18 protein-coding genes are annotated in these 24,535 nt (G+C 70.6%); 7 read left to right on the forward strand and 11 right to left on the reverse strand.

Annotation, left to right across the window (positions count from 1 at the left end):
- Positions 1 to 95 precede the first annotated feature (95 nt).
- From ACFVYF_RS01730 to ACFVYF_RS01745, 4 genes are all read right to left on the reverse strand, one after another.
- Entirely contained in the window at positions 96 to 764 is a 669-nt protein-coding gene (locus ACFVYF_RS01730) for an AAA family ATPase (protein ID WP_389449164.1), read from the reverse strand.
- Positions 765 to 798: 34 nt separating this feature from the next.
- Complete coding sequence (locus tag ACFVYF_RS01735) at positions 799 to 1,620, reverse strand: ABC transporter permease (RefSeq protein ID WP_389449166.1); 822 nt, start codon at positions 1,618 to 1,620, stop codon at positions 799 to 801.
- A 130-nt stretch (positions 1,621 to 1,750) separates the two neighbouring features.
- A complete protein-coding gene (locus ACFVYF_RS01740; protein WP_389449169.1) occupies positions 1,751 to 2,731 on the reverse strand; it encodes an ABC transporter ATP-binding protein in 981 nt (326 codons plus the stop codon).
- 103 nt (positions 2,732 to 2,834) lie between these two features.
- Positions 2,835 to 4,049, reverse strand: a complete 1,215-nt coding sequence (locus tag ACFVYF_RS01745; protein ID WP_389449172.1) for an NYN domain-containing protein — start codon at positions 4,047 to 4,049, stop codon at positions 2,835 to 2,837.
- Between the two features lie 230 nt (positions 4,050 to 4,279).
- On the opposite strand from ACFVYF_RS01745, the gene ACFVYF_RS01750 reads away from it, so the two are divergent.
- Entirely contained in the window at positions 4,280 to 4,459 is a 180-nt protein-coding gene (locus tag ACFVYF_RS01750) for a hypothetical protein (protein ID WP_383280119.1), read from the forward strand.
- A 112-nt stretch (positions 4,460 to 4,571) separates the two neighbouring features.
- On the opposite strand, the gene dnaE is transcribed toward ACFVYF_RS01750, so the two are convergent.
- Complete coding sequence (gene dnaE / locus ACFVYF_RS01755) at positions 4,572 to 8,111, reverse strand: DNA polymerase III subunit alpha (RefSeq protein ID WP_389449176.1); 3,540 nt, start codon at positions 8,109 to 8,111, stop codon at positions 4,572 to 4,574.
- A 236-nt stretch (positions 8,112 to 8,347) separates the two neighbouring features.
- Here dnaE and ACFVYF_RS01760 point away from each other — a divergent pair, with 236 nt between their 5' ends.
- The 4 genes from ACFVYF_RS01760 (at position 8,348) to ACFVYF_RS01775 (ending at position 13,184) form a co-directional block, all read left to right on the forward strand.
- Positions 8,348 to 9,676 (forward strand): DUF2252 domain-containing protein, encoded by a 1,329-nt coding sequence (locus ACFVYF_RS01760; RefSeq protein WP_389449178.1) that lies wholly within the window; start codon positions 8,348 to 8,350, stop codon positions 9,674 to 9,676.
- Between the two features lie 93 nt (positions 9,677 to 9,769).
- A complete protein-coding gene (locus ACFVYF_RS01765; RefSeq protein ID WP_389449180.1) occupies positions 9,770 to 10,456 on the forward strand; it encodes a hypothetical protein in 687 nt (228 codons plus the stop codon).
- Positions 10,457 to 10,582: 126 nt separating this feature from the next.
- Positions 10,583 to 11,392 (forward strand): thioredoxin domain-containing protein, encoded by an 810-nt coding sequence (locus ACFVYF_RS01770; RefSeq protein ID WP_389449182.1) that lies wholly within the window; start codon positions 10,583 to 10,585, stop codon positions 11,390 to 11,392.
- A 109-nt stretch (positions 11,393 to 11,501) separates the two neighbouring features.
- A complete protein-coding gene (locus ACFVYF_RS01775; protein WP_389449184.1) occupies positions 11,502 to 13,184 on the forward strand; it encodes an alkaline phosphatase D family protein in 1,683 nt (560 codons plus the stop codon).
- A gap of 58 nt (positions 13,185 to 13,242) precedes the next feature.
- Here the strand turns inward: ACFVYF_RS01775 and ACFVYF_RS01780 are convergent, their stop codons facing one another.
- Positions 13,243 to 13,812 (reverse strand): dienelactone hydrolase family protein, encoded by a 570-nt coding sequence (locus tag ACFVYF_RS01780; RefSeq protein WP_389449187.1) that lies wholly within the window; start codon positions 13,810 to 13,812, stop codon positions 13,243 to 13,245.
- Positions 13,813 to 13,994: 182 nt separating this feature from the next.
- Here ACFVYF_RS01780 and ACFVYF_RS01785 point away from each other — a divergent pair, with 182 nt between their 5' ends.
- On the forward strand, positions 13,995 to 15,104 hold the full coding sequence (locus tag ACFVYF_RS01785; protein WP_389449190.1) for a mechanosensitive ion channel family protein: 1,110 nt from the start codon (positions 13,995 to 13,997) through the stop codon (positions 15,102 to 15,104).
- 195 nt (positions 15,105 to 15,299) lie between these two features.
- Here the strand turns inward: ACFVYF_RS01785 and ACFVYF_RS01790 are convergent, their stop codons facing one another.
- The 5 genes from ACFVYF_RS01790 to ACFVYF_RS01810 all read right to left on the reverse strand — a co-directional run bounded on the left by ACFVYF_RS01790 (position 15,300) and on the right by ACFVYF_RS01810 (position 20,629).
- Complete coding sequence (locus tag ACFVYF_RS01790) at positions 15,300 to 16,886, reverse strand: Na+/H+ antiporter (RefSeq protein WP_389449192.1); 1,587 nt, start codon at positions 16,884 to 16,886, stop codon at positions 15,300 to 15,302.
- A 208-nt stretch (positions 16,887 to 17,094) separates the two neighbouring features.
- Positions 17,095 to 17,559, reverse strand: coding sequence for a GNAT family N-acetyltransferase (locus ACFVYF_RS01795; protein WP_389449195.1), 465 nt, complete (start codon positions 17,557 to 17,559; stop codon positions 17,095 to 17,097).
- Positions 17,556 to 18,500: an RluA family pseudouridine synthase gene (locus ACFVYF_RS01800; protein WP_389449197.1), complete on the reverse strand. Its 945-nt coding sequence runs from the start codon at positions 18,498 to 18,500 to the stop codon at positions 17,556 to 17,558. Before ACFVYF_RS01800 ends, ACFVYF_RS01795 begins: the two co-directional genes overlap by 4 nt.
- A gap of 110 nt (positions 18,501 to 18,610) precedes the next feature.
- Positions 18,611 to 19,237 carry a signal peptidase II gene (lspA, locus tag ACFVYF_RS01805; protein WP_389449199.1) on the reverse strand — a complete coding sequence of 209 codons (627 nt, stop codon included), beginning with the start codon at positions 19,235 to 19,237 and terminating at the stop codon, positions 18,611 to 18,613.
- A 228-nt stretch (positions 19,238 to 19,465) separates the two neighbouring features.
- Positions 19,466 to 20,629, reverse strand: coding sequence for a TraR/DksA C4-type zinc finger protein (locus ACFVYF_RS01810; protein ID WP_389449202.1), 1,164 nt, complete (start codon positions 20,627 to 20,629; stop codon positions 19,466 to 19,468).
- A gap of 674 nt (positions 20,630 to 21,303) precedes the next feature.
- Here ACFVYF_RS01810 and ileS point away from each other — a divergent pair.
- Positions 21,304 to 24,450, forward strand: a complete 3,147-nt coding sequence (ileS, locus tag ACFVYF_RS01815; RefSeq protein WP_389449205.1) for an isoleucine--tRNA ligase — start codon at positions 21,304 to 21,306, stop codon at positions 24,448 to 24,450.
- The last annotated feature ends 85 nt before the right edge of the window (positions 24,451 to 24,535 follow it).

The raw sequence follows: 24,535 nt of genomic DNA on the forward strand, positions 1-24,535 counted from the left end.
CGGGCCGAAGCGGGGGTCTGGGGGCGGCAGCCCCCAGGGACGGGACGGGCAGGGGCGGAGGGGGCGAGAAACCCCGGGCCCGCCCCAACGAACCGCTACCCGGCCGGAGGCACCGGCGGCGACGCGGCATACGGGCTCGGATACGGCTCGGGATCCCGCGGCCCGAACAGGGCCGTCAACCCCAGGTGAACCACCAGCGCGGCCAGGGACCAGGCCAGCAACGCCCCCTTCGCCCCCAGCTTCAACGGCGCGGAGAAGGTCACCCCCTTGCCCACAGCCTTGGCATGCGCGATCACGTCGGTCGTGGGTCCCAGCCACACCCCCACCCGCCAGGCGAGCAGCGACCCGAGCAGCCCGCCCACCGCGAGCGCCACGACCAGCGGCACACCGCCGCGCCGCCGCAGCAGGAACACGGCCAGCGCACTGCCCGCCCCGAACGCGAGTGCGAGGAGAGTGAACGTTCCGTCGACCCCGATGGCCTGCTCGCCCTCGCTGTCCTTGAAGTAGACGACCCACTTCTTGTCGACGAGACCCCCGACCAGCGGCACATGCGGCGCCAGCCACCACCACAGCAGCCCGAGCAGCACCCCGCCGACTGCCACCGCCACCGTGATCACGGCGGCCTCCCGCACTTCGGTCTTCATCCCGGGGCCGCCCTGCGCGTACTCGGAGAACCCTGCGCCACCGTCGGCGGGCGGAGCCTGCCAGGCGTGGTGCGAGGGCTGCTGGTGCGGGGGCGGCGGCGGAGTAAGCGGTGCGGTCACCCTGACATCGTGCCAGGCCCGGCTGCCGGCCGCGTCACCGGACGGCCGCCCGGCGGTAGGCCCAGGTCGCGACGGCCAGCGAGGCGACCCCGACACCCGCGCAGACGGCCAGGTCACCGAGGACGAAGGCCCAGTCGGGGTGACGGTCGAAGGCACGGGCGAAGGCCTCGACGCCGTAGGTCGAGGGCAGCAGATCCCGCGCGTACTGGACGACCGTCGGCAGCCGGTCCGGCGGCAGGACGCCCAGCAGCAGCGCCGCGGACATCCCCAACTGGCCGAGCAGCGTGGCGAGTTCGGGCCGGGGCGCGAGCAGGCCGAGGGCGGCGCCGAGACCCGCGAGCGCGGCCCCGGCGAGCGGGATCACCGCGAGGAGCACCCACAGATGGGTCATCGGCAGCCCGAAGAGCACACAGCCGAAGACGGCGGTCGCGAGCGTCCCCGGCACGGTGAACGAGGCGTACGCGCCCGCGGCGCCGAGCACCACGGCGGCCGGCGGCACCGGCAGCGTCGCGTAGTGGTCGAGCCCGCCGCCGGCCCGCAGCTGGCCGAAGTACTGCGCAAGGAGGTTGAGGGCGACGAAGGCCACCACGAGGACCGAAGCGCCGGCCACCACGGACCGCGCCTCGCCCCCGCCGTCCACCACGCCCCGCATCAGGACCATGATCCCGACGGACTGGAAGGTGGCCACGAACAGCAGCGGGATCCGCGCGACCCGCGCCCGGGAGAGCTGCGCCCGGTACACGGCGGCCAGCGACGGCCACAACCGGGCACGCGGCCCCAGTTCCGCGGCATGCCCGGCATCGTCGGCCACGGGCAGCGCACTGCCCGGCAGAACCCCAGCGGGTACGACACTCACGTCGAGCTGCTCCCCTTCGCTCCGGCAGCCGTCCTGTTCCCAGCGCCCACAGCTTCTCGCAGGTTCCGCCCGCGCACCGCCCCGCGTCCCCTCCGGACAGCCTCCGGTACGGATTCCACGCCCCTGGTACTCATGTCTTCACCAGCCCCTGCAGCCCGAGGGTGTTCCCGCCCAGCGCCAGATACACGTCCTCCAGGCTGGGCGTGGCCAGCGTGAAGTCGTCCAGGGCCGCGAAGGCGGCGCCTCCGGTGACCGTGGCGACGGCCGCGCGGGCCTCCTCGGGCGCGAGCCGCAGCGTCCAGCGGCGGCCCGACTCGACGGCGCGGGCACGCAGCGCGGCGACCTCGGGGACGTCCAGCGGGGCGCTCTGGCGCCAGACGAGCTCGACCCGCACCTCCCCGGCGACCCGTTCCTTCAGCCCGGCCGGGGTGTCGCAGGCGATGACCCGGCCCTGGTCGAGCACGGCGACGCGGTCGAGAACCGTCTCCGCCTCGATGACGTTGTGGGTGACCAGCAGGACGGTCGTGCCGCGCTCGACCCGGCGCCGGTCGACGGCGGCCCAGACGGCACGCCGGGCGACGGGGTCCATGCCGGTGGTCGGCTCGTCGAGGACGAGCAGCGGCCGCTCCCCGATCAGGGCGGCGGCGAAACAGGCCAGCCGCCGCTGTCCGCCGGACAGCTTCTTGAGGGGGCGGCCGGCCAGCGGGGTGAGGCCGAGCTCGTCCAGCACCGCGTCGCGCTCGGCCCGTGCCGCGCGCAGTTCGAGCCCGCGCAGCCGTCCGGTGGTCTCCGCGGCCAGGGACACGGTCAGCTCGTCGAGGGCGGTCGACTCCTGCCCGAGGTACGCGAGGATCCGCGCCGCCCGCTCCGGGTGGCGCACGATGTCGTGCCCGAGGATCTCGACGCTGCCGCTGTCGGGCCGCATCAGCCCGGTCAGCTGCCGTACGAGGGTGGATTTGCCGGCGCCGTTGGGCCCGAGGAGGCCGAAGATCTCTCCGCGCCGGATGTCGAGACGCACCTCGTCGGTGGCCCGCACCTCGGGAGTGGCGGGGGTGCCGCGTCGTCCGCGCACCGCCGGATAGGTCTTGGTCAGCCCTCGGACCGCGCACACGACATCGTCACCGTGTCCCCTTCGGACTGCCTGTGCCGTGCGCGTACTCACGAGGGACGAGACTACGGGGTCCGATGGCCCGTTATGCGCCCGGGGCCGTCGCTCACTCCCCCGCGGGCGCGTGCTCCGTCGCCGTACGCACGTCGATCTCGCGCCAGAAACCGGCCCGGATCGCGTACCGGTCGTGCTCGTCGATCTGGTCGTCCTTGTGCGCGAGCAGCCCGAACCTGGCCGCGTACCTCAGCAGTTCCCCGTCCACCCGGTGCGGGACACGCGGATACATGGCGGACAGCTTCTGCAGATGGGTCTGGTCGGTCAGGCGCTCCATCCAGCGGCGCGCGAAGACCTGCCCCACCTCGAAGGGGTCGCCGCCGACGGTGGTGATGTCCTCCTCGCGGTCCGCCCAGCGCTGCTCGGCCGAGGTGAGCTGGGCGAGCGTGGGCAGCGCGGCGGCCTCCGCCGACTCGGCGGAACCGCCGGGTCGCTCGACCCAGCCCTTGTCGGAGGACCAGCGCAGGGTGGCGCTCGCCGGGTGCTGAGCGGGCTGGGTGCCGGGGCCGCGCAGGGCGGCCAGGTCCTTGGGGGTGGGGACCCCCTTGGGCGCGGGAACCCGCTCCTGTACGCCGTTGCGGGAATCGGACGCCGTGACGTGCTCGGTCTCCTCGGAGCGCTCGGCGGCGGCGGAGAGGGCGGATTCGGGCAGCGGCGCGGAGAGGATGGCCGCGATCTCGGGCCGCGGCACCGGCGGCGGCGCGCAGATCCCGCCGAGGTCCTTGGCCCGTACGGCCTTGGTGATCCAGGTCCGGTCCAGCACGCGGCGCTCGTCGGCCTCGGCCACCAGGTCCTCGGACTGGTTGTAGTCGCCGTCGGCGGCCTGTACGGCCCACAGGTGTACGGCGACCCCGTGCTCCTTGGCCGCCATCATGCCCGGCAGCAGATCCCCGTCACCGGTCACCAGGACCACGTCGGAGCAGGCGCGGTTGCGGGCCAGCTCGGTGAGCTCGGCGTGCATGGCGGCGTCGACGCCCTTCTGCGCCCACCGCCCGTCGCTGCGGGTCAGCGCACCGAGGCGCACCGTCACGCGCGGCATCACCCGCAACCTGCGGTGTTCGGGCTGCGGTACGCGGTCGGGGGCGCCGTCGAACCAGTAGATGCGCAGCAGGGGCCGTTCCGTGTCGGACTCGGCGCGCTCGCGCAGCCCCTGGATCAGGGCGGCGTGGTCGACGGTGATCCGGGAGCGAGAGGGTTCCCCGGCGAGCAGACTGGCGGCAGCCCCGAGCAGATACCCGGCGTCCACCAGGACGATGCAGCGGTCCACGGGGTCCACCCTCTTTCCGGTTTCCGGGAGGTTTGCTTCGGGCTTGCTTCGAGTCTGCCCGACGGCGCGAAGGTTAACGGCCCGAACTCGATCTTCGGCGTGGCGCATCGGCGGATCACTCTCCGACAGCGCTTATTACGCACGGTAATTCTCCGAAATGCGCGAGTTGTCGGCCTATGTGAATCTGGTCCCGGCCCTGGCCCCTAGATCCCCCTCAGGAGGCAGTCACCATGGCCAAGAACAAGAACCGTAAGCAGGGTGCCCAGCAGGACCGCTCCTCGCAGTCGGAGCAGGCGCAGGAGCACGCGCGGTCCACCGCGTCCGAGGCGCAGGACACGCCGGTCCAGCACATCCAGGGCAGCCCCGCTGATGTTGCCCGTAAGCACCAGAAGCGCTTCGGCCACAACTGAGGCCGGCGCATGGGCTGTTGAAGCCCCGGTACACACCGCGAGGGGCGCACCTTTTCCGGGTGCGCCCCTCGCGTACATCACTCTCCGCGGCCGCCGGCCGGCCGTCCTGCCGTCAGCCCGCCAGGCAGGCCGGCCCCAGCAGCACCTTCAGGTCGCCGAAGAGCGCGGGATCCGGCTTCACGCGGTGCCGGTCGAGCCGTAGCACCGTCGTCTTGCCGGGGCCCTGGAGCTTGATGCGCACCTCGCTGTCGCCCTTGTGGTGGGTGAGGATCTCACCGAGCCGGCTGACCATGGGCGGGGTGACCTTCATCGCCGGAATGGTCAGGATCACCGGCGCGTTGGTGCCCGCGTTCGACAGGTCGGGGACCATCAGCTCCATCGCGACCAGCCGCGGCACGTCCTCACGCTTGTCGAGGCGTCCCTTGACGAACACCACGGCGTCCTCGACGAGTTGGGTCGACACCAGCTGGTACGTCGCCGGGAAGAACATGCACTCGATGGAACCGGCGAGGTCCTCCACCGTCGCGATCGCCCAGGCGTTGCCCTGCTTGGTCATCTTGCGCTGCAGGCCCGAGATGATGCCGCCGATGGTGACCACCGCGCCGTCCGCGTGCTCACCGCCGGTGAGCTGGGAGATGCCGGCGTCCGCCTTGTCGGACAGGACGTGTTCCAGGCCGAAGAGCGGGTGGTCGGAGACGTAGAGACCGAGCATCTCCCGCTCCTGGGCGAGCAGATACGTCTTGTCCCACTCGTCGGTCGTGAACTCGACGTCGAGTCCGAAGCCCGGCTCGTCCGCTGCGTCGTCGCCCATGCCGCCGAAGAGGTCGAACTGCCCCTCGGCCTCCTTGCGTTTGACCTGCACCACGTTGTCGATCATCGGCTCGTAGTGCGCGGTGAGGCCCTTGCGGGTGTGCCCCATCGTGTCGAACGCGCCTGCCTTGATGAGCGATTCGGTGGTGCGCTTGTTGCAGACGACCGCCTCGACCTTGTCGAGGTAGTCGGGGAAGGAGGCGTACTTCCCCTTGGCCTTGCGGCCGCGGATGATCGCCTCCACGACGTTCGTACCGACGTTGCGCACCGCGGACAGGCCGAAGAGGATCACGTCGTCGCCCTGGGCGGCGAAGTTGGACATGGACTCGTTCACGTTCGGCGGCAGGACCTTGATGCCCATGCGGCGGCACTCGTTGAGGTAGACGGCCGACTTGTCCTTGTCGTCCTTCACCGAGGTGAGCAGCGCCGCCATGTACTCGGCCGGGTAGTTCGCCTTGAGGAACGCGGTCCAGTAGGTGACCAGTCCGTACGCGGAGGAGTGCGCCTTGTTGAACGCGTAGCCGGCGAAGGGGACCAGCACGTCCCACAGGGCCTGGATCGCCTGGTCCGAGAAGCCGTTCTTCTTGGCGCCGGCCTGGAAGATGGTGAAGTTCTTCGCCAGCTCCTCGGGCTTCTTCTTGCCCATCACGCGGCGCAGGATGTCGGCCTCGCCGAGCGAGTAGCCGGCGATGATCTGGGCGGCCTTCTGCACCTGCTCCTGGTAGACGATGAGGCCGTAGGTCAGGCCCAGCGTCTCCTTCAGGGGCTCTTCGAGCTCCGGGTGGATCGGGGTGATCTCCTGGCGCCCGTTCTTGCGCTCCGCGTAGTTGATGTGCGAGTTCATGCCCATCGGGCCCGGCCGGTACAGGGCCGAGACGGCGGAAATGTCCTCGAAGTTGTCGGGCTGCATCTGGCGCAGCAGCGAACGCATCGGGCCGCCGTCGAACTGGAACACACCGAGCGTGTCACCGCGGCAGAGCAGTTCGAAGGTCTTGGGGTCGTCCAGCGGGAGGGCGAGCATCTCCAGGTCGACGCCCTTGTTGGCCTTCACCATCTTGATGGCGTCGTCCATGATCGTCAGGTTGCGCAGGCCCAGGAAGTCCATCTTCAGGAGGCCGAGCGACTCGCACTGGGGGTAGTCCCACTGCGTGATGGTGACGCCGTCGGTGTGCCGCACCCAGATCGGGGCGTGGTCGACGATGGGCTCGCTGGACATGATCACGCCGGCCGCGTGCACACCCATCTGCCGGACCAGGCCCTCGACGCCCTTGGCGGTGTCGATGACCTTCTTGACGTCCGGCTCGTTCTCGTACATTCCGCGGATCTCGCCGGCCTCGCTGTAGCGCGGGTGCGAGGGGTCGGTGATGCCGTTCAGATCGATGCCCTTGCCGAGGACGTCGGCCGGCATCGCCTTGGTGAGGCGGTCACCCATCGCGTACGGGTAGCCGAGCACGCGCGCGGAGTCCTTGATCGCGTTCTTCGCCTTGATCTTTCCGTACGTGCCGATCATGGCGACCTTGTCGGCGCCGTACTTCTCCGTCACGTACCTGATCACCTCGACGCGCCTGCGCTCGTCGAAGTCGATGTCGACATCGGGCATGGAGACGCGCTCGGGGTTGAGGAACCGCTCGAAGATCAGCCCGTGCTCGATCGGGTCGAGGTCGGTGATGCCCATGGCGTACGCGACGATCGAGCCGGCCGCGGAGCCTCGGCCGGGGCCGACCGCGATGCCGTTCTTCTTGGCCCACATGATGAAGTCGGCGACGACGAGGAAGTAGCCCGGGAACCCCATCTGGATGATGACGTCCATCTCGTACTCCGCCTGCTTCTGGCGGTCTTCGGGGACGCCGCCCGGGTAGCGGCGGTTCATGCCGACCCGGACCTCCTCCTGGAACCAGGTGACTTCGGTGAAGCCGTCCGGGATGTCGAACTTCGGCATGAGGTCGCGCTTCTCGAACATCCCGGCGGTGTCGATCTGCTCGGCGACCAGGAGGGTGTTGGCGCAGCCCTCCTGCCAGGCGTCCGAGGCGTCGACGGCGTACATCTCGTCGGTGGACTTCAGGTAGTAGCCGGTGCCGTCGAAGCGGAAGCGGTCCGGGTCCGAGAGGTTCTTGCCGGTCTGGATGCAGAGCAGGGCGTCGTGCGCGGTCGCCTCGTGCGCGTACGTGTAGTGCGAGTCGTTCGTCACCAGGGGCGGGATGCCGAGCTTCTTGCCGATCTCCAGGAGGCCGTCGCGGACCCGGCGCTCGATCTCGATGCCGTGGTCCATCAGCTCCAGGAAGTAACGGTCCTTGCCGAAGATGTCCTGGTACTCGGCGGCCGACTTCAGGGCCTCGTCGAAGTGGCCGAGGCGCAGCCGGGTCTGGAGCTCACCGGAGGGGCAGCCAGTGGACGCGATGAGACCCTCGGACCACTGGGAGATGGTCTCCTTGTCCATGCGCGGCCACTTCTGCAGCCAGCCCTCGGCGTACGCGTCCGAGGAGAGCCGGAAGAGGTTGTGCAGGCCCGTCTTGTTCGCCGCCCAGATCGTCTTGTGCGTGTATCCACCCGAACCGGACACGTCGTCGCGCTTCTGGTGCGGCTGACCCCACTTGATCTTCCGCTTGTTGCGCCGGGACTCCGGGGCGACGTACGCCTCGATGCCGATGATGGGCGTGACGCCCGCCTTCTGCGCCGTGTGGAAGAAGTCGTACGCCCCGTGGAGGTTGCCGTGGTCGCTCATCGCGATATGGGTCATGCCCATCTCGTTGCACGCGTTGAACATGTCCTTGAGCCGCGCGGCACCGTCCAGCATCGAGTACTGGGTGTGGACGTGCAGGTGCGTGAACGGCGGCTTTGACACGGCTTGGGCCTCCAAGGGAAACGGGCGTCGAACGGCTGCGGACAGTCCGGGGGACAGCGTCGAAGTCTATGCCGGAGCACTGACACTCCGGGGGCTGACCCACGTACCTTCGTGCGGGGAACGCGGGCACTCCCGCGTACCTTCGTCCGTTGGAAGTGGACGGAAGACCCGTCCCGGGGGACGGCCCGCCCGTTCCGCCCATGTCACGCACCACCTGCACCAGGAGGCACCCAGCGATGTCGGTCCCGCAGCTCAGCGCCGAGCAACGCGGCGAGCAGATCCTCGCCGTCTTCGACACCGCCTTCGGCGAGCTCCTGGCCGCCGACCCGGCCGCGTTCCGCGTGAAGTTCCGGAAGATGGCCGCGTCGGCGTTCGCCTTCTACCGGGGCACGGCGGGCCTCTTCTACCACGACCTCGACCAGGACAAGCGGGGCGGCCCGTATCTGGACGAGCGGACCTCGCGGGTCTGGATCCACGGCGACCTGCACGCGGAGAACTTCGGCACGTACATGGACGCCCAGGGCCGGCTGATCTTCAACGTCAATGATTTCGACGAGGCCTACGTGGGGCCCTTCACCTGGGACCTCAAGCGCTTCGCGGCCTCCGTGGCCCTCGTCGGGTACGCGAAGGCGCTCAGCGACGAGCAGATCACCGAGCTGGTCAAGGTCTACGCGGGCGCGTACCGCGAGCGGATCCACGCCCTGTCCACCGGCGCCAAGAGCGACGAGGTGCCGCCCTTCACGCTGGACACGGCCGAGGGCCCGCTCCTCGACGCGCTGCGCGACGCCCGCTCGCTGACCCGCTTCGAGCTGCTGGACTCGATGACCGAGATCCGCGACTTCGAGCGCCGCTTCGCGCCCGGCGGCGGCGCCATCGAGCTGGACGCGGCCACCCGCTACAAGGTGCTGGCGGCCTTCGACGGCTATCTGGAGACGCTCCCGGAGTCGTCCCTGGCCCGCCCGGACTCCTACCGGGTGAAGGACGTCGTGGGCCGCCGCGGCATCGGCATCGGCTCGGCGGGCCTGCCCTCGTACAACATCCTTCTGGAGGGCAACAGCGACGCCCTGGAGAACGATGTGGTGATCTACATCAAGCAGGCCCAGACCCCCGCCGTCTCCCGGCACATCACGGACACCTCGATCCGCGACTACTTCCAGCACGAGGGCCACCGCACGGTGATCTCGCAGCGCGCCCTCCAGGCGCACGCCGACCCGTGGCTGGGCTGGACGGAGCTGGACGGGGCGGGTCAGCTGGTCGCCGAGGTGTCGCCGTACGCGGTGGACCTCGACTGGGGCGACATCGACGACCCGGAGGAGATCGCCTCGGTCGTCGCCGACCTCGGCCGGGCCACGGCCACCATGCACGCGGCGGCGGACGACGAGAGCGGCCACTCGGAGCTGGTGCCGTTCTCCACCGAGCGGGCCATCGACGCGGCGATCGCGGCCGACGAGGCCGGTTTCGCGGACCTCCTGGTGGACTTCGCGCACGACTACGGCGCACGCGCGCGTGCGGACCACCAGATCTTCGTGGACCTGTTCCGCAACGGCCGGATCCCGGGCCTGTAGCCGCCCGCCGGCAGCGGTCTCACAACGCTCCCGTAACGCACAGGGACCCTTTAGGGGGCGCTTACGGGAGCGCGTGGGACACTCTCCAGCGCTATGGACATATCCGGGACCCAGCTCAGAGCCCTTCGCGCGGCTCTGTTCACGGCCGTCGTCGTGACGCTCTCGACGACGTCGCACGTGCTGCTGTCCCGGATGCCGCTGCCGCTGAACACCGTGGCCGCGATCGCGGGTGCCGTCTTCGTCGTCGCCTACGCGCTGGCGGGCCGCGAGCGCCGCTTCGGCCCGATCGCGGCCCTGCTGATCCCGCTGGAACTGGCCGCCGACACGGTGTTCACCACCGGCCAGCACGTCTGTTACGGCAGGGCGGGCGGCCCGGTCGCGGGCCCGCTGCGCTCGGTCGGCTTCGACGTGCTGTGCGGCGGCGGCACCGTCGGCTCCCCGCTCGCCCGGGTGACCGGCGGCAACGGCGACCGCGCGGCGGTTCTGCTCGCGCACGCCGACCCGGCCGCCGCCTGGCTGCTGCTGGGCGCGCACCTCTGCGTCGGCCTCCTCGCGGCCGCCTGGCTGCGGCGCGGCGAGCGCGCGCTGGCCCAGCTGCTGCGCGCGGTGGCCGCGTCCACCTTCCGGCCGCTGCTGCTCGCGGTCGCGGCGGTCGCCGTGCACCTCACTCCCGCGCGCCGGCCGGTCCGTCCCGCACCGCGGCCGGCCACCGCCCGTACCCGGCTGTTCGTGCACTCCCTGGGACGGCGTGGACCGCCGCGCTCGGCCGCTTTCGCCTGAGCCATCGCTTCTGCGACAGCCCATTCGCCTGAGCCATCGCCCCTGCGCGAGGGCCCTTGAGCACCAGCAGTCCCCCATACGTATCCCGCGTACGACGTGTGCGCGTCCCCCATGGAGATCACCAACATGAGCAAGCGGAACAGCCTGGCGGCGAAGACGGCGGCCCGGGAGAAGCTGCGCCTCGAGCGCGAGCGCCAGGCCAAGCGCGACAAGGTCAAGCGCCAGGCCATCGTGGGCGGCGCCATCGTCGCCGTCCTCGCGATAGCCGGCGGCATCGGCTACGCGGTCGTGCAGAACAACAAGCCGGGTTACTGGGAGGGCCTGAAGGACGCCAAGGTCGTCGCCCCGGCCAACACCACGGGCACCAAGGGCACCACCGTCGTCATCGGCAAGAGCACCGCCAAGAAGACCCTCAAGGTCTTCGAGGACCCGCGCTGCCCGGTCTGCGCCCAGTTCGAGCAGACCGTCGGCTCGACGGTCAAGAAGGACATCGACGACGGCAAGTTCAAGTTCCAGTACGTCGGCGCCACGTTCATCGACAGCCACGACAACGGCCAGGGCTCCAAGAACGCGCTGAGCGCCCTGGGCGCCGCCCTGAACGTCAGCCCCGAGGCGTTCCTCGAGTACAAGACCGCGCTGTACTCGGCGAAATACCACCCGGACGAGACGACCGACAAGTTCAAGGACGACGCCTACCTCATCAAGGTCGCGAACACCGTCTCCGCGCTGAAGAACAACACGAAGTTCCAGAACGCGGTCAAGAAGGGCACCTACGACGCCTGGGCGATGGCCATGTCGAAGACCTTCGACGACAACAAGGAGGGTGTGACCGGCACCCCGGGCTTCGCCATGGACGGCAAGCAGCTCAACAACGGCTCCCCGCTCCTGACGGTGGCCGACTTCAACAAGGTGGTGGACGCGGCCCTCAAGGGCTGACGGCGACCGGGAATCCGGCCTCCGCCTGAAGTGCGGGCGAACGAAGAGCGGGCGAACTTTTACCGGTTCGCCCGCTCTTCGTTCGTACCGATCAGTAATCTGATCGCCCGTGACCAGTCGATACAGATCTCCCGAGCCGCAACAGACCCCGGGCGCAGCCCACTTCCGCGCCCCTCGCCGCCGTACGGTGGTCAAGGCCGCGGCCGCCGGCGCCGTGCTCGCCGCTCCGCTCACCTCCGCGCTCCCGGCCCGCGCCGCCGCCGAGACGCCCGCGTTCCTGCACGGTGTCGCCTCCGGCGACCCGCTGCCCGACGGCATCCTGCTGTGGACCCGGGTGACGCCGACCGAGGAGGCCGCACCCGGTTCCGGGCTCGGCCCGGACGTCGAGGTGTCCTGGACCGTCGCCCTGGACAAGGCGTTCACCCACGTCGTCGCCAAGGGCTCCCTCACCGCGACCGCCGCCTCCGACCACACCGTCAAGGCCGACATCCGCGGCCTGGAACCGGCCACGGACTACTGGTTCCGCTTCTCCGTCGGCGGCACCGACTCGTCCGTCGCCCGCACCCGCACCGCCCCGGCCGCGGGCGCCGCGGTGGCGGGCCTGCGCTTCGGGGTGGTCTCCTGCGCCAACTGGGAGGCGGGCTACTTCTCGCCGTACCGCCACCTCGCCGCGCGCGGCGACCTGGACGCCTGGCTGCACCTGGGCGACTACATCTACGAGTACAAGTCCGGCGAGTACGCGGCGCGCGGCACGGTCGTACGGCCGCACTCCCCCGCGAACGAGATCCTCACGCTCGCCGACTACCGCACCCGGCACGGCCGTTACAAGACCGACCCGGACCTCCAGGCCCTGCACCTGAAGGCGCCGGTGGTGGCGATCTGGGACGACCACGAGTTCGCCGACAACGCCTGGCCGGGCGGCGCGGTCAACCACACCGAGGGCGCCGAGGGCACCTGGGCGGCACGTCAGGCGGCCGCGAAACAGGCCTACTTCGAGTGGATGCCGGTCCGTCCGGCGATCGAGGGCACCACCTACCGCCGGCTGCGCTTCGGCAAGCTGGCCGATCTCTCACTGCTCGACCTGCGGTCCTTCCGCTCCCAACAGGCGTCCACCGGCAGCGGATCGGTCGACGACCCGGACCGTACGATCACGGGCCGGGCGCAGCTCGACTGGCTGAAGGCCGGGCTCAAGGCCTCGGACACCACCTGGCGGCTGGTCGGCAACTCGGTGATGATCTCGCCGTTCGCGGTGGGCTCGCTCCCCGCCGACCTCCTCAAGCCGCTCGCCAAACTGCTGGGACTCCCGCAGGAGGGCATAGCCCTCAACACCGACCAGTGGGACGGCTACACGGACGACCGCCGCGAACTGCTGGCCCACCTGCGCTCCAACGCCATCCGCAACACGGTCTTCCTGACCGGCGACATCCACATGTCGTGGGCCAACGACGTGCCGGTGGACGCCGGTACGTACCCGCTCTCGGCCTCCGCCGCCACGGAGTTCGTCATCACCTCGGTCTCCTCCGACAACCTCGACGACATCGTCAAGGTCCCCGAGGGCACCGTCTCCGCCGTGGCCGCGCCGATCATCCGCGCGGCCAACCGGCACGTCCACTGGGTCGACACCGACCGCCACGGCTACGGCGTCCTGGACATCACCGCCGACCACGCGCAGATGGACTACTACGTCCTGTCCGACCGCACGGACCCCGACGCGACCTCGTCCTGGGTCCGTTCGTACCGCACGCGGACCGGCACGCAAAAGGTCGAGCGGGTGTACGGCCCCGTGCGCTGACCGGGCGCCGGAGGAGACGGCCGGCTGCGCCCCGGGGTGCGCGGGGCGGGCCGGCGTCTCACAGCGCGTCGAGGAAGCCGAGCGCCACCTTCCAGGTCGCCTCGGCCGCCTCGGCGTCGTAGTCGGGCAGATCGGGGTCGGTGTACAGGTGCCCGGCACCGGGGTAGCGGTAGATCTCCACGTCGGCGCCCGTCCGCTGCATCTGCAGATACCAGGCGCTCAGCCAGTCGTCCGTCTCGAACGCGTCGGGCTCGGCGACATGGAGCTGGACCGGCAGCTCGTCCGCCGAGGCGTTCTCCGCGATGTCCGACGTGCCGTGCAGGAGCAGCAGCCCGCGGGCCTTGTCGTCGCCGAGCGCCAGGGTCTGCGCGATCGAGGCACCGAGCGAGAAGCCCGCGTACACCAGCCCCCGCTCGGAATAGGGCGCGGCGGCCAGGATCGCGCGCTTGAGCAGCTCGTCCTTGCCGATCTCCTCCTGGGCGATCCTGCCCTCCTCGACGGTCTCGAAGACGCGGCCCCCGAAGAGATCGGGTGTCCACACCTCGTGTCCCGCCGCACGCAGCCGGTCGGCCGCCGCACGCACCGCGGGGCGCGGCCCGTAGGTCGAGTGAAAGAGCATGATGTTCATGAGGCCATGGTGCCAGCCTGCACCGACAGCGCCGCGGGGAGCCGGGGGCCGAGCCCGGGACCCCAGGGAGTCTGTCGAACCCGCCGACCCGGCACCGGGGGAAGAGGCGGGCGCGGGCCCCTACCCCGGATCGAGCCGAGATCACATGTTCATGTGCGTCCGGGACGGTTACGTTCGGAGGCATGGAGAACGTACTGCGTCCGCTGATCGTCGTCGGCGGTTCGGTCGTCATCACGCTGGTCATCGGCTGGGCCGTCGACCAGCTGTTGCGACGAACCGACGCCCGACACCACGAGACCCCGCTGTGGGGCCTGCTGCGCCGCGGCCGTGTCCCCTTCCAGCTCGTCCTGTTCGCGGCCGTGCTCAGAGGGTCCTACGACCAGGCCCAGCTGCTGCAGGACCATCGCGTCGGCCTGGGCAGGACCCTGACGCTGGTCCTCATCGGGTCGGCGGCCTGGCTGGTCGTGCGCATCGCGACGGCGATCGTGGAGGCCTCGTACTCGCGCTACGCGACCGTCCACCGCGATCCCGCCCGGGTCCGCCGGGTGCGCACCCAGGTGTCGCTGATCCAGCGGGTGGTGACCGCGATCGTCGGCGTGATGGCGGTCGCCGCGATGCTGCTCACCTTCCCCGCGATGCGGGCGGCCGGCGCCTCGCTGCTGGCCTCGGCCGGCATCCTCGGCATCGTCGCCGGTGTCGCCGCCCAGTCCACGCTGAGCAACCTCTTCGCCGGGCTGCAGATCGCCTTCGGTGACATGGTGCGGCTCGGCGACACCGTGGTGGTGGACGGGGAATGGGGCGTGGTCGACGAGATCACCCTGACGTTCCTGACCGTACGCACCTGGGACGAGCGCCGGATCACCATGCCCGTCTCGTACTTCACGTCCAAGCCCTTCGAGAACTGGTCACGCGGCAGCGCCCAGATGACCGGCATCGTCTTCTTCCACCTCGACCACACCGCGCCCGTGGACGCCATGCGCGACAAGCTCAGGGACATCCTGCGCGAGTGCGCGGCCTGGGACGGCCGGGACTGGGGACTCGCCGTCACGGACACCACCCCCAACACCATGCAGGTCCGCGCCCTGGCGACCGCCAAGGACGCGGACGACATCTGGACGGTGCGGGTCACCGTGCGCGAGCAGATGATCCGCTGGCTGACCAGGGAACATCCCTACGCGCTGCCCCGGGTCAACACGACCGACGCCGTGCTGCCCCCCGGCAACAGCAACGGACGGGTCCACGGCGGAACGGGCCGCCGTGCCCACGAGCCGCCTCGGACGGGGCGGGGCTGAACGCGAGGACCGGCCCGGTCGCGGCCGGTCCGGTCCTGCCCGGGCAACCGCATCCGTCCCGTCGCAGCCGCACAGACCGCGGCTGGACGGAAGTGGGCCCGGAACGGGGCACGGACACCGGCACCGGCACCGGCACGTACACACGCAGGTACGCAGGCACGCAGGCACGCAGGCACGCAGGCACGCAGGCACGCGTCAACGCAAGCTGCGCACATCCAGGTGCCGCAGTACCCGGTCCACGATCTCCGGGTCCGCCCCGGGCTCGCTCCGCGCGGACAGCACCTCGTGCCGGGCCGCGCTCATCATCTCCCCCTGGATGCGCCGCACCCGCTTCACCCGCCGCACCCGCTGCTCGTGCGCCTCGCGCCGTTCGTCGTCCCCCAGATCGGGGCTGATCCGCACCCCGATGTCGAAGGCCCGCCGCAGCAACTGCTCGGACAGCTCCTCGGGCAGGTCCTCCACCTCCTCGATCTCCTTCAGCCGCCGCTTCGCGGCCTTGGCCGCCCGGACCGCGAGCGTCTTCTCGAACGCCTTCTCGCTGTCCGTGTCGGCCCGCACGTCGAGCTTCCTGACCAGCCAGGGCAACGTGAGCCCCTGGATCACGAGCGTCGCCATGATGACCCCGAAGGCGATGAAGATGATCTCGTCCCGGTTGGGGAACGGCGACCCGTCCTCCATCTCCAGCGGAATCGCCAGCGCCAGCGCCACCGAGGCGACGCCCCGCATCCCCGCCCACCACATCACCAGGGTCTCGCGCCACGACGTCGGGATCTCCTCGTCGTAATCCCGCTTCGCGTGCAGCCGTTTGGTGAGCCAGGTAGCCGGCAGCAGCCACAACAGCCTCAGGAGTACGACGACAACGACGATGGCGGCCGCCCACCCGAGCATCTCGCCCCAGCGCCCCGCGGCCGTTCTGATGGCGTTGTGCAGCTCCAGTCCGATCAGCCCGAACGCGACCCCGGTGACCAGTGTGTCCACCACGCTCCAGAACGTGTGCCCGGCGAGCCGGGTCAGCACGTCGTCGGCGTCGGTGGAGTACTCGGCCAGGAACAGCGCGGTGGTCAGTACGGCGAGCACTCCGGACCCGTGGAGCTCCTCGGCCAGGATGTAGGAGGCGTACGGCACCAGGAGCGTCAGGCCGATCTGCAGCGTGGCGTCGTCGAGCAGATCCATCAGCTTGTTCGCGGCCCAGCCGAGCGCCACTCCGATGGCGATCGCCACGACCGCGGACAGCACCAGGTCGAGCGCGGCGCGCGGCAGCGAGAAGGTGCCGCTGATCGCGGCGGCGATGGCCACGTGGTAGAGCACGATGGCCGTGACGTCGTTGAAGAGACCCTCGCCCTCCAGGATCGACACCAGCCTGCGCGGCAGTCCGAGTTGTCCGGCGACGGCGGTGGCCGCGACCGGGTCGGGCGGCGCGACCAGAGCTCCGAGCGCGACGGCGGCGGCGACCGGCAGTCCGGGCACGATCGCGCCTGCGACCACGGCCACCACCACCGTCGTGACGAACACCAGCGCCACGGCCAGCAGGAAGATGGGCCGTTTGTTGGCCGTGAACTGCCGCCACGAGGTACGCCGTACGGAGGCGTAGAGCAGCGGGGGCAGCAGCGCGGGCAGGATCAGGTCCGGCGGGATGTCCACATTGGGCACGAAATCCAGCACGGCCAGCACGATGCCGAGGAGCGTCATCAGGACCGGGGCGGGCAGCCCGAACCGGTCGCCCACCGGGACGCTCACGACGGCCCCGAGCAGCAGCACGAACAACAGGGCCAACTGATCCACGGTCAGCGCTCCGACGGTCTAGACGATCAAGGACAGCCAGAGGTCCAGCGTGCCACGCGGAGAATGCGCGCGCCGCAGCGGCGGTGCGCGCTGCGGCGGTTCCTGCGGTGCCGGGCCGACGACGCCCGCGCCCGGTGACACCCGCCGGCCGGTCGGCGGGCTCCCCGTCGCGACCGCTCGGCCGGCCCGGGTACCCGCCGGACGGTGGCTACAGAGCGCGCCGCATCGACCGGTGCGGAATGCCCGCGTCGGGGAACTCCGGCCCGTACGCCACGTATCCGAGACGCTCGTAGAAGCCCAGCGCGTGCGTCTGTGCGTGCAGGTCCACGGCCACCAGGCCACGCGCGCGGGCCGCGTCCTCGATGGCCCGCACCAGGGCGACCCCGACGCCGAGCCCACGCGCCTCGCGCGTCACGGCGAGCCGTCCGAGGGAGCCCACGAGCGGGTCGCCGGTCCTGGCGACGGCCGCCTCACCGTGCAGCAGCCGCCCGGTGCCCAGCGGTGTCCCGTCCGCGCGGAGGGCCAGGACATGCAGCGCGTCGGCGTCGTACGCGTCGTACTCGAGGTCCTCGGGGACGCTCTGCTCGACGACGAAGACCTCCTTGCGCACCGCGAAGCACGCCTCACGGTCGGTGGTGTCCTCCGCGACCCGCAGGACCAAGCCGTCGCTCATGCGTAGCTTTCCTCCCGCACCTTGTCCAGCGCCTGCTGGAGGTCCTCGGGGTACTCGCTCGCGAACTCGGCCCACTGGCCGTCACCGGGGTGCTCGAAGCCGAGCCGCATCGCGTGCAGCCACTGCCGGGTCAGGCCGAGGCGCTTGGCGAGGGTGGGGTCCGCGCCGTAGGTCAGGTCGCCGACACAGGGGTGGCGGTGGGCGGACATGTGGACGCGGATCTGGTGCGTGCGCCCGGTCTCCAGCTTGATGTCGAGGAGGCTGGCGGCGCGGAAGGCCTCGATGAGGTCGTAGTGCGTGACCGACGGCTTGCCTTCCGCCGTCACGGCCCACTTGTAGTCGTGGTTCGGGTGGCGGCCGATCGGAGCGTCGATCGTGCCGCTCATCGGGTCGGGGTGCCCCTGGACAAGCGCGTGGTAGCGCTTGTCGACGACGCGCTCCTTGAACTGCCGCTTCAGCGACGTGTACGCGCGCTCCGACTTGGCAACGACCATCAGCCCGGAGGTGCCGACGTCCAGCCGGTGCACGATGCCCTGGCGCTCGGCGGCACCCGAGGTGGAGATCCGGTACCCGGCGGCGGCGAGACCGCCGATGACCGTCGTACCGCTCCAGCCGGGGCTGGGGTGCGCGGCCACGCCGACCGGCTTGACGATGACGACGATGTCGTCGTCGTCATGCACGATCTCCATGCCCTCGACGGGCTCGGCGACGATCTGCACGGGCGCGGGCGCCTGTGGCATCTCCACCTCGAGCCAGGCACCGCCGTGCACCCGCTCGGACTTCCCGACCACCGAGCCGTCGACCGTGACCTTCCCCGCCGCGGCAAGCTCGGCGGCCTTCGTACGGGAGAAGCCGAACATGCGGGAGATGGCGGCGTCGACACGCTCGCCCTCCAGGCCGTCGGGCACGGGCAGGTTACGGATCTCGGGAATCGTGCTCACTCGTCGAGTATGCCGGACGGGTCCGACACCGCCCGACCAGAGCCCGAACATCCGTACCCGTGGAAGCCGCGGTACGTACACCCCGAGCGGCCCGTACGCCGCCCCGTGACTCAGTCCTTGTGGACGGTCCCGTCCGGGTCGAGGCCGCGGAAGGACAGCAGCACGATCAGGATGCCGCCGCAGACGATCGCCGAGTCGGCCAGGTTGAAGACCGCGAAGTGCTTGGGCGCGATGAAGTCGACGACCGCGCCCTCGAAGAACCCGGGCGTGCGGAAGATCCGGTCGGTCAGATTGCCCAGGGCCCCGCCGAGGAGCAGACCGAGCGCGATCGCCCAGGGCAGGCTGTAGAGCTTGCGCGCCAGCCGGGCGATCACCACGATGACGGCCGCCGCGATCACCGTGAAGATGATGGTGAAGGCCTCCCCGAAGCCGAAGGCGGCGCCCGGGTTGCGGACCGCCTCGAACTTCAGCCAGTCCCCGATGACCGCGATCGAGTCGTGGTGCTCCAGCTTCGCGACCACGAGCAGCTTGCTGACCAGGTCGAGGGCGTACGCCAGTGCCGCGACCGTGAACAGGACGGCGATCCGGCGCCCGCCCCTGGGCCGCTCGGCCGGGGCCTGCGCGTCCTCGGCGCCGGACGGCTCGCCCGATGCCGTGTTCTCGTCGGGCCGCTCCGGCTCGGCCCCCGAAGCGTCCGGGGTATCCGGCGTACCGATGATGCGCTCCGCCTCTGCCACGTGAGTCCCTCAACCTAGGTGCCTGACTGAGGACGAGGGTACGGCACACCCCCTCCCGGCCTCGTGCTCAGGCGGCCTCCCGCGCCGACGGGAAAACGGCCGGCCACCGGTCGGCGGCGAACGGACCACGGCGCTCCCCGGCCCGCCGTGACCGGCGGAGCAGACCGGCTCTGCGCCGCCTGGAGGGTGTCCGCAGAGTCCCGTCTGCCCCGCGACGCCTGGCACGCCCTAGTAGCGGCGCTCCTGCTTCTGCTTGCACTCGACGCACAGCGTGGCGCGCGGGAAGGCCTGCATGCGCGCCTTGCCGATGGGGTTGCCGCAGTTCTCGCAGAGCCCGTAGGTGCCCGCCTCGAGACGCAGCAGGGCGCGATCGGTCTGGTCGAGCATCTCGCGCGCGTTGGCCGCGAGGGCCATCTCGTGCTCGCGGGTGATGTTCTTGGTGCCGGTGTCCGCCTGGTCGTCGCCCGCGCCGTCCCCGGAGTCCCGCATCAGCCCCGCCAGCGCCTGCTCGGAGGCGGTGATCTCGGCGCTCAGGCGGGCCGACTCGGAGGCCAGCTCCGCACGCGCCTCCTCGGCCTCCTGCGGGGTCCAGGGGTCCTCACCGGGGCGTACCGCGAGCTCGCCGGGCTCCGCCGCGGCGATCCGTGCCTTGGGAACCGCGGTGGGGTTCTTCGCCGCCGTGGCCGTGCCAGGAGTCTTCTTCGCAACCACCGTCGTGGCTCCCGTCTTCTCCGCGGCCTCGGCCGCGCCCTCGGCCGCCGAGGCGGCCGTTTTCTTGGCCCTGCTGCTGCTCTTCCCGGCCGTGCTCTTGGCCCCCGCCCTCTTGGCGGACGCCTTCCTGGCCGGAGCCTTCGCGGCCCCCGCCTCGGAAGCGGCCGCCTCCGTAACGCCCGCCTCAGTAACCGCTGCCTTCTTGGCGGCCGTTTTCCTGGCAGGCGCCTTCTTGGCGGTCGCCTTCGTAGCCGACGTCTCCTTGACGGCCGCTTCCGTAACCGCTGCCTTCTTGGCGGCCGTCTCCTTGACGGCCGCTTCCGTAACCGCTGCCTTCTTGGCGGCCGTCTTCTTGGCAGCCGTCTTCTTTTCGGCCGTCTTCTTAGCGGCCGGTTTCCCCCCGACCGTCTTCTTGGCGGCCGTCTTCTTGGTGGCCGCCTTCCCCGCGGCCGTCTTCTTGGTGATCTTCTTCGCTCCCGAGGCCCCCTCTGCGGCGACCCCGTCCACCGGGGACCCGCTCCCCTTCGCCTTCGCGGCGGCCGCCCGCACCGTCTTCACGGGCTTGGCTCCGCCCGCCGCGGGTGCACCGTGCGTGGTCTTCTTGCCGCTCACATCCTTGGCCGCCGGACCCGTGGATCTGCCGGACGCCGACTGCTGTACGGCGGTCTTCTTCGCCACCATGGCCGCGGCCCCTTCACATATTGTGATCTTGCTCGCGAATCGTGCTGGGACGATAAATCGACTTCAGGCCCGCGGCAACGGGGCACGCCAGCGATTCGCCCGCCCCACGGGTGCCGCGCGGCAAGCCTGCAAGCGTTGTGCCCAGCTCCCCGCCCGGTAATCCGCCGAGCCCGCCGTCCCAGGATCCGGACGCCGGGACGTCGCCATTCGGGTCAGTTCGCAGGCCAGGGCGGTACCCCGGGGAAGGGCCCCGACGGCGCCTCGGCCGCGGGTCGCGCCGTACCCCCGGAGCACTCGGCCGCGGCCCCCGTAAACCGGTCGGCCGCTGTCCCCGCGGCGCCGTACACTGGGCGGAGCGAAAAGCATGGATGGGGACGAGTAGCGGCGTACGCAGCCAAGAGCGACCCGGGGACGGTGGAAGCCCGGGGGCGAGCGCGACGCGAAGATCACCCCGGAGCCGCCGGAAGAAAGCCGAAGCCCCCGGGCAAGGCCGGTAGACCCGGTATCGCGACCCCAATGAGGGGGCTCACCAGTGCACACCGCGCACAGGGGAGCCAAGGAGGGTGGTACCGCGGGAGCGCGCCGCACACGGCGTAGGACGCAGCTACTTCGTAGCAGCTCAGGCTCTCGTCCCTCCGACGGAAGGCAGAAAGTCCGTTGGAGGAAGCTCGCTGATGACAGCGCCGACGTACCGCCAGGTGCCCGCCCAGGTCGACCTGCCCGCCCTCGAGCACGCCGTGCTCGACTTCTGGCGCGAGCAGAAGATCTTCGCCAAGAGCCTTGAGCAGTCCGAGGGCCGCCCCGAGTGGGTGTTCTACGAGGGCCCGCCCACCGCCAACGGCATGCCGGGCGCCCACCACATCGAGGCACGCGTCTTCAAGGACGTCTTCCCGCGCTTCCGCACCATGCGCGGTTACCACGTCGCCCGCAAGGCCGGCTGGGACTGCCACGGCCTCCCGGTCGAGCTCGCCGTGGAGAAGGAGCTCGGCTTCAACGGCAAGAAGGACATCGAGGCGTACGGCATCGCCGAGTTCAACGCCAAGTGCCGCGAGTCCGTGACCCGCCACACCGACGCCTTCGCCGACCTGACGACCCGCATGGGCTACTGGGTCGACCTCGACGAGGCCTACCGCACCATGGACCCCGAGTACGTGGAATCGGTCTGGTGGTCGCTCAAGGAGATCTTCAACAAGGGCCTGCTGGTCCAGGACCACCGCGTCGCCCCCTGGTGCCCGCGCTGCGGCACCGGCCTGTCCGACCACGAGCTGGCGCAGGGCTACGAGACGGTCGTCGACCCGTCCGTGTACGTCCGTTTCCCCCTCACCTCCGGTCCGCTCGCCGGCCAGGCAGCGCTCCTGGTGTGGACGACGACCCCCTGGACACTGGTCTCCAACACCGCGGTCGCCGCGCACCCCGACGTCACGTACGTCGTCGTGACGAACGGCGAGGAGAAGCTCGTCGTCGCCGAGCCGCTCGTCGAGAAGTCCCTCGGCGAGGGCTGGGAGACCACCGGCGAGTCCTTCACCGGCGCCGAGATGGAGCGCTGGACGTATCAACGTCCGTTCGAGCTGGTGGAGTTCCCGGCCGGCACACAAGCCCACTACGTGGTCAACGCGGACTACGTGACGACCGAGGACGGTACGGGTCTGGTCCACCAGTCCCCCGCCTTCGGTGAGGACGACCTCAAGGTCTGCCGCGCCTACGGCCTGCCGGTCGTGAACCCGGTCCGCCCGGACGGCACCTTCGAGGAGGACGTCCCGCTCGTAGGCGGTGTCTTCTTCAAGAAGGCGGACGAAAAGCTCACCGAGGACCTCCTGGACCGCGGACTGCTCTTCAAGCACATCCCGTACGAGCACAGTTATCCGCACTGCTGGCGCTGCCACACCGCGCTGCTCTACTACGCCCAGCCGTCCTGGTACATCCGCACCACCGCCATCAAGGACCGCCTCCTCCAGGAGAACGAGAAGACCAACTGGTTCCCCGATTCGGTCAAGCACGGCCGCTTCGGCGACTGGCTGAACAACAACATCGACTGGGCGCTGTCCCGCAGCCGTTACTGGGGCACCCCGCTCCCGCTCTGGACCTGCGAGGAGGGCCACCTCACCTGCGTCGGCTCCCGCGCGGAGCTCTCCGAGCTGACCGGCACGGACCAGTCGGACCTGGACCCGCACCGTCCGTTCATCGACGAGGTCACCTTCCCCTGCCCGCAGTGCACGCAGCCGGCCACCCGGGTCCCGGAAGTCATCGACGCCTGGTACGACTCGGGATCGATGCCGTTCGCGCAGTGGGGATACCCGCACAAGAACAAGGAGCTCTTCGAGAGCCGCTACCCGGCGCAGTTCATCTCGGAGGCCATCGACCAGACGCGCGGCTGGTTCTACACGCTGATGGCGGTCGGCACCCTCGTCTTCGACAAGTCGTCGTACGAGAACGTGGTGTGCCTCGGTCACATCCTCGCCGAGGACGGCCGCAAGATGTCCAAGCACCTGGGCAACACCCTGCAGCCGATCCCGCTGATGGACCAGCACGGCGCGGACGCGGTCCGCTGGTTCATGGCGGCCGGCGGCTCCCCCTGGGCGGCCCGCCGCGTGGGCCACGGCACGATCCAGGAGGTCGTCCGCAAGACGCTCCTCACGTACTGGAACACGGTCGCCTTCCAGGCCCTGTACGCGCGTACGGCGGGCTGGTCGCCCAGCGAGGCCGACCCGGCCCCGGCCGAGCGCCCGGTCCTCGACCGCTGGCTCCTGTCCGAGCTGCACGCGCTCACCGACCAGGTCACGGGGGCCCTGGACGCGTACGACACCCAGCGCGCCGGCAAGCTCCTCTCGGCCTTCGTCGACGACCTGTCCAACTGGTACGTGCGCCGCTCGCGCCGCCGCTTCTGGCAGGGCGACAAGGCCGCGCTGCGCACGCTGCACGAGGTCGTGGAGACGGTCACGCGGCTGATGGCCCCGCTGACCCCGTTCATCACCGAGCGGGTCTGGCAGGACCTCGTCGTCCCGGTCACCCCGGACGCACCGGACTCCGTCCACCTCTCGTCCTGGCCGGAGGCGGATCTGTCCGTCATCGACCCGGAGCTGTCGCGGCAGATGGTGCTCGTACGCCGTCTCGTGGAGCTCGGCCGGGCCACGCGCGCGGAGTCGGGTGTCAAGACCCGCCAGCCGCTGTCCCGCGCGCTGGTCGCCGCGACCGGCTTCGAGTCCCTGGACCGCGAGCTGCACGCGCAGATCACCGAAGAGCTGAACGTGTCCTCCCTGGCCTCGCTCTCCGAAGTGGGCGGCTCGCTGGTCGACACAACGGCCAAGGCGAACTTCCGCGCGCTCGGCAAGCGCTTCGGCAAGGGCGTCCAGGCGGTCGCGAAGGCCGTCGCCGAGGCGGACGCGGCAGCACTGTCCCTGGCCCTGCGCGAGGGCAAGGCCTCGGTGGAGGTCGACGGCGAGACCGTCACCCTGGCCCCCGACGAGGTGATCATCACGGAGACCCCGCGTGAGGGCTGGTCGGTGGCGTCCGACTCGGGCGCGACGGTGGCCCTGGACCTCGAGATCACCGAGGAGCTGCGCCGGGCGGGCCTCGCCCGTGACGCGATCCGGCTGATCCAGGAGGCCCGCAAGAACAGCGGCCTCGACGTGGCCGACCGTATCGCCCTGCGCTGGACGTCCACGGACCCGGCCGTCATCGCCGCCCTGTCCGAGCACTCCGCCCTCATCGCCGACGAGGTCCTCGCCACGGACTTCGCCCAGGGCGAGCCCGACGACACCTACGGCCCCCCCTTCACCGACGAGCCCCTCTCCCTCACCTTCCACCTCCACAAGTCCCACTAGGCAGTTTCAGCCCGTCCGGCGTTTGAGGACGAGCGCGCAGCGCGACAAGGGGGGTCTGGGGGCGCAGCCCCCAGGGACGGGACGG

Origin of the sequence: Streptomyces sp. NPDC058274 (genome assembly GCF_042881375.1) — a bacterium.
Lineage (GTDB): Bacteria > Actinomycetota > Actinomycetes > Streptomycetales > Streptomycetaceae > Streptomyces.

Bases quoted from the DNA above. Each gene is read 5' to 3' on its own strand.
- ACFVYF_RS01750 (WP_383280119.1), top strand. From the start codon at position 4,280: ATGGCCAAGAACAAGAACCGTAAGCAGGGTGCCCAGCAGGACCGCTCC.
- ACFVYF_RS01760 (WP_389449178.1), top strand. From the start codon at position 8,348: ATGTCGGTCCCGCAGCTCAGCGCCGAGCAACGCGGCGAGCAGATCCTC.
- ACFVYF_RS01765 (WP_389449180.1), top strand. From the start codon at position 9,770: ATGGACATATCCGGGACCCAGCTCAGAGCCCTTCGCGCGGCTCTGTTC.
- ACFVYF_RS01770 (WP_389449182.1), top strand. From the start codon at position 10,583: ATGAGCAAGCGGAACAGCCTGGCGGCGAAGACGGCGGCCCGGGAGAAG.
- ACFVYF_RS01780 (WP_389449187.1), bottom strand. From the start codon at position 13,812: ATGAACATCATGCTCTTTCACTCGACCTACGGGCCGCGCCCCGCGGTG.
- ACFVYF_RS01785 (WP_389449190.1), top strand. From the start codon at position 13,995: ATGGAGAACGTACTGCGTCCGCTGATCGTCGTCGGCGGTTCGGTCGTC.
- ACFVYF_RS01795 (WP_389449195.1), bottom strand. From the start codon at position 17,559: ATGAGCGACGGCTTGGTCCTGCGGGTCGCGGAGGACACCACCGACCGT.
- ACFVYF_RS01810 (WP_389449202.1), bottom strand. From the start codon at position 20,629: ATGGTGGCGAAGAAGACCGCCGTACAGCAGTCGGCGTCCGGCAGATCC.
- ileS (WP_389449205.1), top strand. From the start codon at position 21,304: ATGACAGCGCCGACGTACCGCCAGGTGCCCGCCCAGGTCGACCTGCCC.